Origin of the sequence: Saccharothrix sp. ALI-22-I (assembly GCF_001984175.1) — a bacterium.
GTDB lineage: Bacteria > Actinomycetota > Actinomycetes > Mycobacteriales > Pseudonocardiaceae > Actinosynnema.
In genome coordinates this window covers 99,581-113,651 of sequence record NZ_MTQP01000057.1, presented here as the reverse complement: position 1 = coordinate 113,651, position 14,071 = coordinate 99,581, and the positions used below count along the sequence as shown (strand labels likewise).

Annotated in this window: 14 protein-coding genes and 1 pseudogene; 3 read left to right on the top strand and 12 right to left on the bottom strand. The window is 69.8% G+C overall.

Features of this window, described 5'->3' with window-relative positions:
* Positions 1 to 6: 6 nt before the first annotated feature.
* From ALI22I_RS16755 to ALI22I_RS16735, 5 genes and pseudogenes are all read right to left on the bottom strand, one after another.
* Positions 7 to 297 carry a WhiB family transcriptional regulator gene (locus tag ALI22I_RS16755; RefSeq protein WP_077006430.1) on the bottom strand — a complete coding sequence of 97 codons (291 nt, stop codon included), beginning with the start codon at positions 295 to 297 and terminating at the stop codon, positions 7 to 9.
* A 138-nt stretch (positions 298 to 435) separates the two neighbouring features.
* Positions 436 to 627 (bottom strand): annotated as a pseudogene (locus tag ALI22I_RS16750) (hypothetical protein); the annotation flags it as partial.
* Positions 624 to 1,613 carry a TIGR03557 family F420-dependent LLM class oxidoreductase gene (locus tag ALI22I_RS16745; protein ID WP_077006428.1) on the bottom strand — a complete coding sequence of 330 codons (990 nt, stop codon included), beginning with the start codon at positions 1,611 to 1,613 and terminating at the stop codon, positions 624 to 626. The gene ALI22I_RS16745 and the pseudogene ALI22I_RS16750, both read right to left, overlap by 4 nt.
* Positions 1,614 to 1,622: 9 nt before the next feature.
* Complete coding sequence (locus tag ALI22I_RS16740; RefSeq protein ID WP_077006427.1) at positions 1,623 to 3,407, bottom strand: thiamine pyrophosphate-requiring protein; 1,785 nt, start codon at positions 3,405 to 3,407, stop codon at positions 1,623 to 1,625.
* Between the two features lie 45 nt (positions 3,408 to 3,452).
* Positions 3,453 to 4,109, bottom strand: a complete 657-nt coding sequence (locus ALI22I_RS16735) for a M50 family metallopeptidase (RefSeq protein WP_077006426.1) — start codon at positions 4,107 to 4,109, stop codon at positions 3,453 to 3,455.
* Between the two features lie 72 nt (positions 4,110 to 4,181).
* On the opposite strand from ALI22I_RS16735, the gene ALI22I_RS16730 reads away from it, so the two are divergent.
* A complete protein-coding gene (locus ALI22I_RS16730) occupies positions 4,182 to 5,126 on the top strand; it encodes an aldo/keto reductase (RefSeq protein ID WP_077006425.1) in 945 nt (314 codons plus the stop codon).
* 67 nt (positions 5,127 to 5,193) lie between these two features.
* On the opposite strand, the gene ALI22I_RS16725 is transcribed toward ALI22I_RS16730, so the two are convergent.
* A complete protein-coding gene (locus tag ALI22I_RS16725; RefSeq protein ID WP_238598405.1) occupies positions 5,194 to 5,964 on the bottom strand; it encodes a DUF4383 domain-containing protein in 771 nt (256 codons plus the stop codon).
* Positions 5,965 to 6,785: 821 nt separating this feature from the next.
* Between ALI22I_RS16725 and ALI22I_RS16720 the strand changes: the two genes are divergently transcribed.
* Entirely contained in the window at positions 6,786 to 7,742 is a 957-nt protein-coding gene (locus tag ALI22I_RS16720) for a zinc-binding dehydrogenase (protein ID WP_077006533.1), read from the top strand.
* A gap of 102 nt (positions 7,743 to 7,844) precedes the next feature.
* Here the strand turns inward: ALI22I_RS16720 and ALI22I_RS16715 are convergent, their stop codons facing one another.
* The 6 genes from ALI22I_RS16715 to ALI22I_RS16690 form a co-directional block, all read right to left on the bottom strand.
* The gene (locus ALI22I_RS16715) at positions 7,845 to 8,519 is read right to left on the bottom strand and encodes an anti-sigma factor family protein (RefSeq protein ID WP_077006424.1); all 675 of its coding nucleotides are present in this window, start codon (positions 8,517 to 8,519) and stop codon (positions 7,845 to 7,847) included.
* Positions 8,520 to 8,614: 95 nt separating this feature from the next.
* The gene (locus ALI22I_RS16710; RefSeq protein WP_077006423.1) at positions 8,615 to 9,166 is read right to left on the bottom strand and encodes a sigma-70 family RNA polymerase sigma factor; all 552 of its coding nucleotides are present in this window, start codon (positions 9,164 to 9,166) and stop codon (positions 8,615 to 8,617) included.
* An 80-nt stretch (positions 9,167 to 9,246) separates the two neighbouring features.
* The gene (locus ALI22I_RS16705) at positions 9,247 to 10,155 is read right to left on the bottom strand and encodes a DUF1996 domain-containing protein (protein ID WP_077006422.1); all 909 of its coding nucleotides are present in this window, start codon (positions 10,153 to 10,155) and stop codon (positions 9,247 to 9,249) included.
* 102 nt (positions 10,156 to 10,257) lie between these two features.
* On the bottom strand, positions 10,258 to 10,734 hold the full coding sequence (locus ALI22I_RS16700; RefSeq protein WP_077006421.1) for a hypothetical protein: 477 nt from the start codon (positions 10,732 to 10,734) through the stop codon (positions 10,258 to 10,260).
* Positions 10,735 to 10,977: 243 nt separating this feature from the next.
* Positions 10,978 to 12,093, bottom strand: coding sequence for a PQQ-dependent sugar dehydrogenase (locus ALI22I_RS16695; RefSeq protein WP_238598404.1), 1,116 nt, complete (start codon positions 12,091 to 12,093; stop codon positions 10,978 to 10,980).
* A 498-nt stretch (positions 12,094 to 12,591) separates the two neighbouring features.
* Complete coding sequence (locus ALI22I_RS16690; protein WP_077006419.1) at positions 12,592 to 12,993, bottom strand: winged helix-turn-helix transcriptional regulator; 402 nt, start codon at positions 12,991 to 12,993, stop codon at positions 12,592 to 12,594.
* 94 nt (positions 12,994 to 13,087) lie between these two features.
* On the opposite strand from ALI22I_RS16690, the gene ALI22I_RS16685 reads away from it, so the two are divergent.
* On the top strand, positions 13,088 to 13,924 hold the full coding sequence (locus tag ALI22I_RS16685; RefSeq protein ID WP_077006532.1) for an NAD(P)H-binding protein: 837 nt from the start codon (positions 13,088 to 13,090) through the stop codon (positions 13,922 to 13,924).
* Positions 13,925 to 14,071 lie beyond the last annotated feature (147 nt).

Genomic DNA, 14,071 nt, shown 5'->3' with positions numbered 1-14,071 from the left:
GGCCGGTCAGGCGGCGGAACGGCGGCGGTTGGCGATGATTCGACGACGCTCGTCCTCGCCCATGCCGCCCCAGACGCCGTACGGCTCCTGGACCGCGAGCGCGTGCTCACGGCACCGGGCCACGACGGGACAGCGGGCGCACAGTTGCTTCGCCTTGTCCTCGCGCGCGGCTCGGGCGGAGCCCCGCTCGTTGTCCGGGTGGAAGAAGACGGCGCTGTCGCGGCCTCGGCACAACCCCTCCTTCTGCCAGTCCCAGACGTCGGTCACGGGCTTGGGCAGGCGCGCGGTGCTGGTCATCGGATGAACCCCCTTGCGGTGTCACAGGTGCTTGATCACGGCTTACCCGCTGGTTGCCGGGGTGCAAACGTGGTACGCCCCATCGGATGGATTCGTGGGTCGGGTGGAGTGCCCGGTTCGGCCGCCGCTGTCTGATTACTCCGGTTCCTCCTGCGCCAAGCGCTCGTCCAGGCTCTCCCCCTCGCGCAACTCACGTGGGGTCGTGCCGTGGCGGTCGGCGCCGCTCCAGTGCTCGGGCGGCTCGACGCCCTCCTCCAGCGGGTCGACGTCGAGTTCGTCCTCGTCCAGCTGTTCGATCTCGTCCAGCGGGCGTTCGTTCGGATCGGTCATCGCGCGCCTCCCCGCGGCGAGCCCACCGGCGAACGCCCCAGCGCGGGCGCCACCGAGTCGGCCCAGAACGAGAAGAACCGCTCCTGGTCGGGCCCGATCTGCTGGACGTACACCTCGTCGTAGCCGGCGTCGGCGTACTCGCGGACCGCGTCCACGTACCGCTGCGGGTCCGGGCCCACGGGCAGCGCCGACGCCACCATCTCCTCGGTGACCAGCGTGGACGCCTGCTCGAAGTGCCGGGGTGTGGGCAGCACCTGGGCCAGTTCGCCGGGCAGGTGCTCGTTGGGCCACACCCGGTGCGCGGTTTTCACGCCGGCCTCGGCGGACGGCGCGTGGCACACCTTGAACCCGGCCTGCGTCGGCTTGCCCGCGCCACCGGCGGCGCGGAACTTCGCGATCAACGACGGGTCGGGCATCGTGGAGCACAGGCCGTCGCCGATCCGGCCGGCCACGTCCGCCGCCTTCGGCCCGAACGCCGACACGTACACCGGGACGGGTGACGGTGGCAGCGTGTAGAGCCGGGCGTTCTCGACCGTGTAGTGCCGACCGCGGTGGGTGACCTCGTGGCCGGTCCACAGTGCCCGCATCACCTCGACGGCCTCTTCCAGCATTTCCAGCCGTTCCGGCGCGGACGGCCACCGGCCGCCGAGGATGTGCTCGTTCAACGCCTCGCCGGTGCCCACCCCGAGGGTGAACCCGCCGCGGCACTGGACGGCGGCCGTCGCGGCGGCCTGCGCCACCACGGCCGGGTGAATCCGGACCGTCGGGCAGGTGACGGCGGTGGTGATGGGCAACGAGGTGACCTCGGACAGCGCCCCGATCACCGACCACACGAACGGGCTGTTGCCCTGCTCGCCGTTCCACGGGTGGTAGTGGTCGGAGATCCACAGCCGCTCGAACCCGGCCTGTTCCGCCCACCGCGCCTGCTTCACCAGCTCACGCGGCCCGAACTCCTCGCTGGAGAGGAAGTAACCGATACTCACCATGGCGGACGGTTACCCGTGCAGGATTTCCTGAACCTTGCTCCGCACGCCGCGCTTGACCACGTCCCACGCGTCCGGGTCGCCCTTCAGCATCGCCTCGGCGGTGGCCTTGGTCTGCTCGAACGTGGTGTGCGGCGGGATCGGCGGCATGCTCGGGTCGCACCGCACGTCCAGCACCACGGGCCCGGACGCGGACAACGCCCGGTCCCACGCCGGGCCGAGGTCCGCCGGGTCGTCCACGTCGATGCCCTCCAGCCCGATCGACCGGGCGAACGCCGCGTACCCGACATCGGGCAGCACCTGGGACTGCTCGAACTTCGGCGCGCCGCCCATGGCCCGCAGTTCCCAGGTCACCTGGTTGAGATCGTTGTTGTGCAGCACGCACACCACGCACCGCGGGTCGGCCCACTCGCCGTGGTAGCGGGCGATGGTGATCAACTCGGCGAGCCCGTTCATCTGCATCGCGCCGTCGCCGACGAGCGCCACCACCGGCCGGTCCGGGTGGGCGAACTTCGCGCCGATCGCGTACGGCACGCCCGCGCCCATGGTGGCCAGCGTGCCCGACAGCGACCCGCGCATCCCTCCACGCATCTTCACCAGCCGCGCGTACCAGTTGGCCGCCGAGCCGGAGTCGGCGGTGACGATCGCGTCCTGGGGCAGCCGGGGCGACAGCTCCCACACGATCCGCATCGGGTTCACCGGCGAGGCGTCCACAAAGGACTGCGCGCGCAGGGTCTCCCACCACTCGCCGACGTTGCGCTCCACCGCCTCCCGCCACGACCGGTCCTGCTTGCGCCGCAACCCCGGCAGCATCGCCCGCAACGTCGCCCCGGCGTCACCGACCAGGTTGACCTCGGTCGGGTAGCGCATGCCGATCATCCGGCCGTCCACGTCGACCTGCACCGCCCGCGCGGACCCGAACTCGGGCAGGAACTGCGAGTACGGGAAGCTGGAGCCGACGATCAGCAGCGTGTCGCAGTCGCGCATCAGCTCGTAGCTCGGCCGGGTGCCCAGCAGCCCGATCGAACCGGTCACCCACGGCTCGTCGTCGGACAGCACGTCCTTGCCCAGCAACGCCTTCGCCACGCCCGCGCCGAGCACGTCGGCGATCTCGCGCACCTCGTCGGCGGCACCCCTGGCACCCTGTCCGACCAGGACCGCCACCCGCTCCCCCGCGTTGAGCACCTCCACCGCCCGCCGCACGTCCTCCTCGGACGGCACGGCGGTCGCCCACGAATGGCTCGGCGGGCTGGACGGCACGTGCTTGAACGCGTGCTCGGGCGGCGAGTACTCCAGCTCCTGCACGTCCGCCGGGATGATCAACGCGGTCGGCGCGCGCTGCGCCTCGGCGGTCCGGATGGCCCGGTCCAGCGCGTTCGGCAGCTGCTCGGGCACGGTCACGTCGACCAGGTACTCCGACGCGACGTCCTTGAACAGCGCGTGCAGGTCCACTTCCTGCTGGTAGCTGCCGCCGATGGCGGTGCGGGCGGTCTGCCCGACGATCGCGACCACCGGCACGTGGTCGAGCTTGGCGTCGTACAGGCCGTTGAGCAGGTGGATCGCACCGGGCCCGGACGTGGCCAGGCACACGCCGACCCTGCCGCTGAACTTCGCGTAGCCGACGGCTTCGAGCGCGGACATCTCCTCGTGCCGCGACTGGATGAACCTCGGCTGGTCGTCGCTGCGCCCGAAGGCCGCGACCAGCCCGTTGATGCCGTCACCCGGATAGGCGAAGACGTGGTCGACGCCCCAGTCACGGAGGCGGCGCAGCACGTAATCGGCGACGGTGGTGGTCATGGGTGTCCTCCCTCGAAAGGCAGGGGTTACCCGACCCACCCACGGCTAAAGCGGCAGGAGCATCCGTCCGCCCAGCAGGAGCGTCCCGATGGTCACGACGGCGAACAGCAGCACCCACACCAGGCCGGGCACCCGGGTGATCCGGGCCAGCTGGTCGGCGTCGGACTGCGGAGCACGCCCACGCGCCCGCCTGCTCTGCAACTCGCCCACCGGTCGCACGCCGCCCAACAGCAGGAACCACGTCACGAACAGCGCGAACGACGCCTGCCACTCGGCCGTGGCGTACCAGGACACCGCGAACATCACCGCGCCGGTCAGCACGACCGACAACACGCCGAACGCGTTCCGGATCATGATCAGCATCGCGGTCAGCAACCCCACCGTCGCCCACAGCAACGGCCGGACCTGCTCGGCCGTCACCAGCGCCGCCGCACCCAGCCCGAGCAGGGACGGCGTGACGTACCCGGCGAAGTACATGAGCACCACGGCGACCCCGGTGGGCCGTCCGCGCGACACCGTGACCCCGGACGTGTCCGAGTTCAGCTTGATGCCCTCCAGCCTGCGGCCGGTGAGCAGCGCGACGAGGGCGTGCCCGGCCTCGTGCGCGATGGTGATGACGTGCCTGCTGTAGCGCCACACGCCGGGACTGGCCACCAGGACCAGCGCCAACACGGCGGGAGCCCACTTCGTGATCGTCGACATCGCTGTCAAGGATGCCAGGTCCACCTGTGAGGGCTTGACCTGGAGCGCGGTCCAGCATCCAGGCTTGCCCACATGCAGCGACAGCACATCGGTTCACTCGAGGTCAGCGCCCTGGCACTGGGCGCCATGCCGTTCGGCAAGGTCGTGGACGAACAGACCTCGTTCGCGATCATGGACCGCTTCGTCGAGGCGGGCGGCACGCTCCTGGACACGTCGAACAACTACATGTTCTGGGACGGCGGAACCGGCGACGAGAGCGAGGAGATGGTCGGCCGCTGGCTGGCCGCCCGGGCCAACCGCGACGACGTCGTGGTCGCCACCAAAGTCGGCGCCCGACCGTCGATCCCCGGCACCGGCCTGGAAACCGCCGAGGGCCTGTCCGGCGACACGATCCGTGCCGCCGCCGAGGCCAGCCTGAAGCGCTTGGGCACCGACCGCATCGACCTCTACTACAGCCACATCGAGGACCGCAGCGTCACGCTGGAGGACACACTCGGCGGGTTCGCGTCCCTGGTGGAGGCGGGCACCGTGCGGGAGATCGGGGCCAGCAACCACTCAACGTGGCGACTGGAACGGGCACGGGCGGTGTCCCGAGCCAACGGGTGGCCCCTCTACACGGCGATGCAGCAGCGCTACAGCTACCTCCAGCCGCGACCGGGCGTGACCCTGCCGGAGGCCGGTCACGTCCACATGACCGACGAACTGTTCGACTACGCGACGGCCGAGGGTGACGTGACCCTGGTGGCCTACACGTCACTGCTGTTCGGTCAGTACCGCGACAAGCCACTGGCCGAGCACTACAACCACCCGGGCACCACGCAACGACTCGCGGTGCTGCACGAGGTCGCCGGGGAACTCGGCGCGACGGTCAACCAGGTCGTACTGGCATGGCTGATGCGCAAGAACATCATCCCGCTGGTGGGGGCCACCCGGATGGAACAGTTGGAGGAGTCGCTGGGCGCACTGGAGATCGAACTGGATGACGACCAGGTCCAGCGAATGAACTCCGCAGCCTGACCCCGCCTCGACACAGCAGCGGTGCACGGTCCACTTCGGACCGTGCACCGCTGTGTCGGTTACGTCGTCAGCGCGTGAAACGCGCCTTGTGCTGTTCGGCGATGGCCGGGTCAACCGGCTGGACCGGCCGCGGACTCACGGTCGGGTCCATCGACTCGACCCGCTCGTCGTGCCGCGAGTCGACGCGCTGAGTCGGCATCTCCTGCGTCGCCGGATCGGCCCGCGGGTCGCGAATGCTCGCGTCCCGCTCGTACCGGCCCTGGTCGGAACGCCGGTCCGAAACCGGTGCCCCGGCCGGTTCCCCGGCACGCTCATCTTCCACCGTCTCCGGCAGGACGATCTTGCGCCGCGCGGGCAGCACCGCGATCAGCAGACCCACGGCGGCGAGGCCGAGGTGCAGCCAGTTGTCGTTGACGTTGAGCGCCAGCGGGTTGCCCAGGCGTTCGACCGGGTTGGTGGAGAAGACCCCGGCCAGGGCCAGACCCCAGAGCAGTACCGCGCCGTAACCGATGAACAGGATCCACCCGTAGAGCCGGGCCAGACCGGAACTGCTCGCCATGAGCAGGCCGAGCACACCGAACGCCAAGTGGACCACGTTGTGCAGCGGGTTCAGCGTGAACCCGAGCAACATCGCGTGCTGGTCGCCCGCGAAGTCACCGAAACCGGTGCGCACGAAGCCCAGCACACCCAACGCGAGGAAGACCAGGCCGACCAGGCCTGCCAGCACCTGGGCGGGTTGGACACCCGCGACCTTGACGCGACCGACGGTCGAGTGGTGGGACATCTCGCCCTCCAACTCCAGGACTACGAGCCCGTCTACCGGGCTCCGGACGACCACCGACTACCCATCCACCCGGAAAGGCAAACAGGTTCAGACGATTGACCCCGCACCGATAGGCCAAATGGAGTAAGGGGACGGGCGCACGAACCCGCCCCCCGTTCCCGACAGGAGTCACCACTCCCCGTCGTGCCGGGGTTTATCCGCCCCGACCCACCCCATGAAGGCCGGGCCGCCATGCCGCGCGGAAATACCTGCCGATCACCGCGGCAAATCAGCCGATACGGTTTTCGAATAATTCCGCGCCGTCTCGCCGGAACCGACGTACGGGCAGGTCAGGAACGCTGACCCAGGCCACGGGACACCCACGTGGCCGAGCCGTTCCACTCACTCTCCCTGCTGTTCACGAAGATCCCCTTCGAGGTAGCCGAACACCCTGCGGTATCGGGATTACTATCGCTCCGCAGACCCCTTGAGGTCAAAGGAATTACGACGTACGCGAATTACCATCAGCCACATGACGAGGTTCACCGGCCCGGCCGCCAGACTCACCCCTCGACGGCCCCCACCGGACCCCGACGGACCCGCAGGTGGCCGACGAGGCCAGTCATCCCCCGCGTCCACAACGGACCCGCAGGTGGCCGACGAGGCTCGATTTGACATGGGTTCGGGTGCCATAGGCTGGTCGTAAGGGCCCCATGTCAAATCGAGCCGGACCCAACCCGCGAAGTCCACCCCTCGAAGTGCTTCGCCCCTCACCGACGCGCAGACACCCACCCGACTGGCCACCCGACTGGCCGCCCGTCACACCAAGATCGCTTGACCTCGACTTAACTCGAACTCCTAGCGTGGCGGACACACACAACAGAGGGGACTACGAGATGCACGCCATCCGCCAGCACGAGTTCGGCCCGGCCGAGACACTGCGGTACGAGGAGACGCCCGACCCGGAGCCAGGCCCCGGCCAGGTGCGGATCACGGTGTCGGCGGCGGGGGTACACCTGCTCGACACGGCGATCCGCCGAGGCGAGCACGGTGGGCCGTTCCCACTGCCCGCGCTGCCCATGACGCCCGGTCGGGAGGTCGCCGGCGTCGTCACCAAGCTCGGTGACGGGGTCGAAGCGCGCTGGCTGGGCAAGCGGGTCACCGCCCACCTCGGCCAAGCCAGCGGCGGGTACGCGGAACTCGCCGTGGCGAACGCCGCGTCGCTGCACGAACTGCCCGACCACGTGTCCGACGACGCCGCGGTGGCCATGATCGGCACCGGCCGCACCGGCATCGGCGTGCTGCGCATCGCCGAGATCACCGCGGACGACGTGGTGCTGGTGACGTCGGCCGCCGGCGGGTTGGGCGCGTTGTTCGTGCAGGAGGCCAAGGCGATCGGGGCCAAGGTGGTCGGCGTGGCGAGCACCGCCAAGCTGGACCTGGTCCGGGAGCTGGGCGCGGACGTCGTGGCCGACTACACCCGGCCGGACTGGTCCGACGGGATCGGCGAGGTGACCGTGGTGCTCGACGGCGTCGGCGGCGAACCCGGCCGCAAAGCCCTGGAACTGCTGGGCATCGGCGGCCGGATCATCATGTACGGCTGGTCCGCGGGCGAACCCACCCGCATCGAGACCGCCGACCTCTACCGCCTGGGCATCACCGCGACGGTCGCGGTCGGACCTCGGATGATGAAGGGCACGAACCTGCGGGGACTCGAAGACCTGTCGCTGCGCGCCCTCGCCGACCAGCGCCTCACCCCGCTGACCACGACGTTCCAGCTCAGCGAAGCCGCCAAGGCGCACACCGCGCTGGAGAGCCGCGCCACCGTGGGCAAGGTCGTGCTCAAGCCGTAAAGACCGTGCTCAAGCCGTGAAGAACGGGAGTCCCCGTGCGCGATGAACGCGCACGAGGACTGCCCTCCCCCGGGACAAGCCCGAATCAGACTGACACGCCGCCTACACGGGCACGGTGACGATCTGCTCGCCCTCGAAGTTGCGCACCTCGATCGCCGCGACGTCACCGGGCGCGATGAGCGCCGAGCCGTCGAGGTTGGTGCCGTCCTGCTCACCGGTCGCCGACACCAGCCAGCTGCCCGCCTCCTGCCTGCTGCCGTCCTTGGCGACGACGAACAGCTTGCACTTCTCGTTCTGCGCGATACCCGCGACGGACGCGTTCACCCGTACCCACCCGGCAGCGGGCTTGACCTGCACGGTCATCCGCGCGCCGGTCTCCGGGTCAGTGGCCGAACCGAGCATCGTCCCGGCCGGCGGCGCGGGCGGCGTGGACGTCTGCACAGCACTCACGTCCGGCGCGGTCCCCCTGCCGACCGCGAAACCCCCGCCCAGCACGACCGCGACCACGGCCGCCGCGACCAATCCGATACCGACCTGACGACGACGCACCTGACCCGCGCGTTCGGACCGCACCTGCCGCAGAGTCCGCTGCAACAGCAGGTCACCGCCCTCGGGTGGCCCGTCGAGCAGCGCCTCGGCCGGCACGTCACCCATGGCGTCTTCCATCACCCGCAGCTCGGCCAACTCGGCGCGGCACCGCGCGCAGGACGCCAAGTGGTCCTCCACGGCACGCACCTCCCGCTCGTCGAGCACGCCCAACACATAGGCGCCGAGCAACTGTGGATCGTGGTTCGTGGGTCCGTGGTTCGTGGGTCCGTGGTTCGTGGGTCCGTGGTTCGTGGGTCCGTGATTCGTGGGTCCGTGATTCGTGGTCATCCGGCCACCCCCTTCAGCGCGACCTGTTGTCCGACGAACGTCTCTCTCAACGCCCGCAGCGCGTAATGCGATCTCGACTTCACCGTTCCCGGTGGCACCCCCAACGCCTCGGCCGCCTCGGTCACGCTTCGGCCGCGGAAGTAGATCTCCATCAGCACGTCGCGGTGATCCGACGACAGCCGGTCCATGGCTTCGAGCACCACCATCGAGTCCACCACCGAATCGGCGTGGTCGCGTTGCACCGGCGGGGTCGTCGGTGTCTCGGCCACCTCCTGGGGCCGGGCCGCCTTCGCCCTGATCCGGTCCGTGACGATGTTGCGCGCCACCGTGAGCAGCCATCCGCGAACCGAGCCCTTGCCGTTCACCAGGGCGTCCGGGTGCCGCCAAGCGCGCACGAGGGTTTCCTGGACGACGTCCTCGGCCGCCGCCCGATCGCCGGTCAACCGCGTCGCATAGGCGAGCAGCGCCCGACCGTGCTCCTCGTAGAGCGATCGGATCAGTGCCTCGTCGGCCGCGGCCTCCCGTTTCCGGGACCACAGAGCCGCCATCCACCCACTCCTCTCGTCAACTCTCGCCACGGACACGGACGCCGGACGGGTTCGGTTCAGCGTGGGCGCGAGAAAGTTTTCTAGGCGCAGGTCCGGCCGGTGTTCAGGCAGGTCGTGATCCGTTGCATCAGGGCGTCGGGCATGACGTTGACGAACATCCCGTGGTCGGTGCGCGGGTCGCGCAGCTGCTCGGGGAAGCTGTCGATCGCGAACGGCCGCCCGGCCGGCACGTCGTAGGTGACCCGGACCCGCAGCTTCGGCACCGGGAACGTCCCGGCCTTGCACACCCCATTGGACGCCGGGAACTCGACGTGCGCCCGGTGGCTCGGACTGTCGGTGTTGCGGCCGTCCCAGCAGCTGGGGAAGTCGAACGTGCGCAGCACCTTGCTACCGGGCGCGCACTCGGGATAGCGGTCGGTGTGCCGGTCCTCGAACCCGGTGCAGCTCCACCGCGCCCGGCCGCGGCCGGTGTTCAGCGCCGCCGGGTCGCCGACGATCATGCGCAGGAACCGCGGCATCGACACGACCTCGCTTACCGGGCTGCCGGTGAACGTGATCTCCACGCTCGACGGCGGCAGCACCTCACCGGTGTTGCCGTGCACGCCGCCACCGCGCTCGTGCTCGTCATGCCCGGTCCGGTCGGTCAGCCGCAGCACGGGCCAGTAGTAGGTGGACGGGTCGCCTTTCGCGCACGTGGTCGCGGCGGCGGCCAGCGACTCGTCGGTGGAGCCGGCGTGCGTGCTCTTGTTGCCGACGTACTCGTGGGTGTGGTGCGCACCGAACGGCTGACCTGGCGCGATGACCATGTTGTCGGCGTTGAGGTGGCGCGATTCGTTGCGCCCGCAGTCGACGCTGAACGTGCCGGTCGACGCGTCCTGGGTGGTGGTCACCGCCTCCATCGCCACCGGCACCTCGTCGATGGCCACCGTGCGGCTGTCCGCACAGCCGGCGACCAGCACGAGTAACAGCAACAGGGACGCCCACCTCACGCACGACAGCTTATTCAGGCACCCTCTCCCGGACGTCGGCCAACCGCCCGAGTGGAACGGCCGACACGCGAACGCGCCATTTGACCTGCCCGATCGGGTGATTCAGGGTGTGCGAGTGGAGTCATGAGGGGTTGCGGTGACGAGAACGCGGCCGTCGACCGTCACCACGCTGAGTGCGGCGAGTTCGTCCAGGTCGACCATGGCCGCGCCGGCGAGCGCGGTGTCGCCGTCACCGAGCCGTGAGGCGACCCACCCGCCCGCCACGTAACGCCTGCCGCGCAGGTCCGTGACGACGAGCTGGCACTTCTCCCCGGCATCGATCCCGTCCACGACCGCGCGCAGCCGCACCCAGCCGTCGGCGGGGGTGAGGGTGGCGGTCATCCGGACGCCGGTCGCGGCGGTGGCGACCAGGACCCGTTCCCCGGACACGCTGTGCTGGCCGAGGTACACACCCCCGGCCAACACCGCGGCGGCGAGCGCGGTGCTCACCGCCGTGACGACGCCACCACGCCGTTTCCGGTCACGCGCCTTCTCGGTGCGGACCTGGCGCAGCGTGCGTTCGAGGATCGGATCGTGCATCTCTTCTCGTTCAGCTAGCGCTCGGACGTACCCCGAGCGGCGACGGATTGCGGCGACAGTGGCCGCTGACGGTGGTGCGGGTGGGCTGCATCGGCGGGCCTTCCTCCTGACGACTGACCCCCCTGACACGGACCCGTGGGACGTTCGGTTCAACCTCCGGCCAGGTTTATGACGTGACAGGGGTCGAAACGCACCGAGGCGGCCCCTACCGGGACCGCCTCGCGCGCGTTCAGTTGGTAGCGGTCAGTTCAGCCGCACCCTGAGGATGCGGCTGGTGGAGTTGTTGGGGGTGCTGTCGTTGTCGCCGTTGCTGGTGGTCAGCCAGAGGGTGCCGTCGGGGGCGGGTTCTGCTGTGCGGAGGCGGCCGTAGGTGGACTGGAGGTGGGTTTGCTCGGAGCCGACGGACGTGCCGTTGATGGCCAGTTCGTAGAGCCTGGTGCCGCGCAGGGCGGCTACGAACAGGGCGTTGCCGACGATGGCGATGCCGCTGGGTGAGGCGTTGGCGGTGCTCCACGTGCGCTTCGGGGCGATGTAGCCGGAGCAGGTGCCGGACGTGCCCTCGCACGACGGCCAGCCGTAGTTGCCGCCCTTCTGGGACAGGTTGAGTTCGTCCATCACGGTGTTGCCCAGTTCGGCCTGCCACAGCCTGCCCTGGCTGTCGAACGCGAGGCCCTGCACGTTGCGGTGGCCGTAGGTCCACACGTAACGGGCGTTGCCGCCGGTGCCGTAGAACGGGTTGTCGGTGGGCGGGGAGCCGTCGGGGTTGAGCCGCAGCACCTTGCCGCCGAGGTTGTTCCGGTCCTGGGCCCAGTTGGCGTTCTGGGCGTCACCGGTGCCCGCGTACAGCTTGCCGTCCGGGCCGAACCGCAGCCTGCCACCGTTGTGGAAGCGGTTGCGCGGGATGCCGGAGAGCACGACCTGGAGCGAACTCTGCACCAGGGCGTTGTTCTGCACCTTGATCCGCACGATCCGGTTGTCGTTCGCGGCCGTGTGGTAGAGGTACAGGTAGTTGTCGGAGGCGAAGTTCGGCGACACCTCAAGGCCGAGCAGGCCGCCTTCGCCGTTGGTGCCCACGACGTTCGGCACCCTGCCCAGGGTGGTCTTCACCCCGGACGGGGACAGCTTGACGATGTCGAACGCGTCGCGCCGGGCGTAGACGCCGGAGCCGTCGGGCAGGAAGTCCAAGCCCCACGGCACGTCGGTGTCGGTGGCCAGCTGCGTCACCGTGCCGATCCGAGCACCGAACGCGGGTTCTTCTTGGGACGACACAACGGGGGCCGCGCTCGCGGGCGCGGCCACCACGAGGGCGGTGGCGAGTGTGCCGAGCATGGTCGACACGCGCCGAGTACGGGGTGCCACAGAAGCCTCCACAGTCGTTGGCGACTCCCCCGAACGGAAGGGGGAAGGGTGCGGCGGTGTGGTGTGCGGCGGAATGGGTGACCTGTCACGGAGACAGGTCGGACGGGACGGTTGCCCGCACGGGCGGGATCAGGGTCTGCGCTTGCGCAACTGTCGACCCCCGAGCCGGTCACGTGCAGTCATCGTCCTGGCACACAAACGGTAAGGGCTTTCCCCGGCAACGTCCAGTGGCGCCTCAATTGGTCCGGCGCTCGAACACCGTGCTCCTGCCCGCGTGGCGACGGCAGCAGTAGCCCCAGTGCGGGCCCAGGGCACGAACACCACGCCACCGCAGACCAGCAGGCCCGGACGCACCCGGTGCACCCCGGAAAGCTCGGACCTGGCTCGCCACGACACCACGATCATCGTCACGGGTGGCAGCCACGACCCCAGCGCGAGGAACTGCAACACCAGCTACCGCTGCAAAGACACCTTTGCAACTAGGTCGGACCGGGCGCTCTAGACGCTCGACCGGCGGACAGGGAGCGTTTCCCTGGCGTCGTAGGCGAGCCGGGCCTGTTCGACCTTGTCCAGGTTGACCGACCACTCGGACAGCGACGCGAACAGCGGCGACAGGCTGCGACCCAGTTCGCTGATCTCGTACTCCACCCGTGGCGGGACTTCGGCGTGGTAGGTGCGGGTGACGAGCCCGTCGCGTTCCAGTTGCCGCAGCCGCTGGGTCAGCACCTTGGGCGTGATCGTGGTGATGCGGCGGGCCAACTCCACGAACCGCATCCGGCCGTACTCGTTGAGCGCCCACAGGATCGGGGTCGTCCACCGGCTGAAGACGATGTCGACCACCGGCGCGATCGGGCAGGCCTGCTCCGGGTCGACCTCCGCGCGAGCCGTGTTACCGGTCACAACGAACCCCTTCCGCCATTACTTTCCTCTAGGTACCTACTATTCCCCGGACAGTAGCTTCCCCGAGTACGCGAAACTCGGCAAGGGAGTGATCATGATCGTGGTGACTGGGGCGACGGGGAACGTCGGCCGGACGCTCGTGCGGCTGCTGGACGCGGCCGGCGAGCAGGTGACCGCCGTGTCGCGCAAGATCTCGGCGGCGGACACACCGGCGGGCGTGCGGCACCTGGCGGCCGACCTGGTCGAGCCGGACAGCCTGAAGCCCGCGCTCGACGGGGCGACGACGCTGTTCCTGCTGACTTCCGGCGACTGGGTCTCGGCCGGCGGCGACGAAACCGTCCTGGGGAACGTCCTCGACATCGCTCGGGCCGGTGGTGTCGGGCGGGTCGTCCTGCTCTCCTCCCAGGGCGTCGGGACGGGGACCCACACGCCGGAGTTGGAGGACGCGGTCAAGCAGTCGGGTCTGGAGTGGACGGTCCTGCAGCCCGGCGGCTTCGACTCGAACACGTTCGCGTGGGCCGGGATGATCCGCGCTCAGCGGGTGGCCGCCGCACCGTTCGCCGACGTCGAGCTGCCCACCATCGACCCGGACGACATCGCCGAGGTCGCCGCCGTGACGTTGCGGGAGGCAGGTCACGGCGGCAGCACGTACGTGCTCACCGGACCGGCGCCCATCTCGCCCCGGCGGCAGGTCGCGGCGATCGCGGACGCGCTGGGCGAGCCGGTCCGGTTCGTCGAGCAGACCCGCGACGAAGCCCACGCGCAGATGGTGCGGTTCATGCCCGAACGGGTCGTGGAGGCCACCCTCGACATCCTGGGCACGCCGTCGGCCGCCGAGCAGCGGGTCAGCCCCGACGTCGAGCGGGTCCTCGGCCGCCCGCCGCGCACCTTCGCCGAGTGGGCGGCGCGCAACGTGGCGGTGTTCAAGTGACCCGGCCGGCGTCTGTCCGCAGGTCCTCGACTCGACGATGTCCTACCGGGAGACCGGCACCGGCGCGCCGATGGTCTTCCTGCACGGCAACCCCACTGAGCGCGGAAGACCTCGCCACCTACCGCAAGCCGTACCCCACCCGCACAA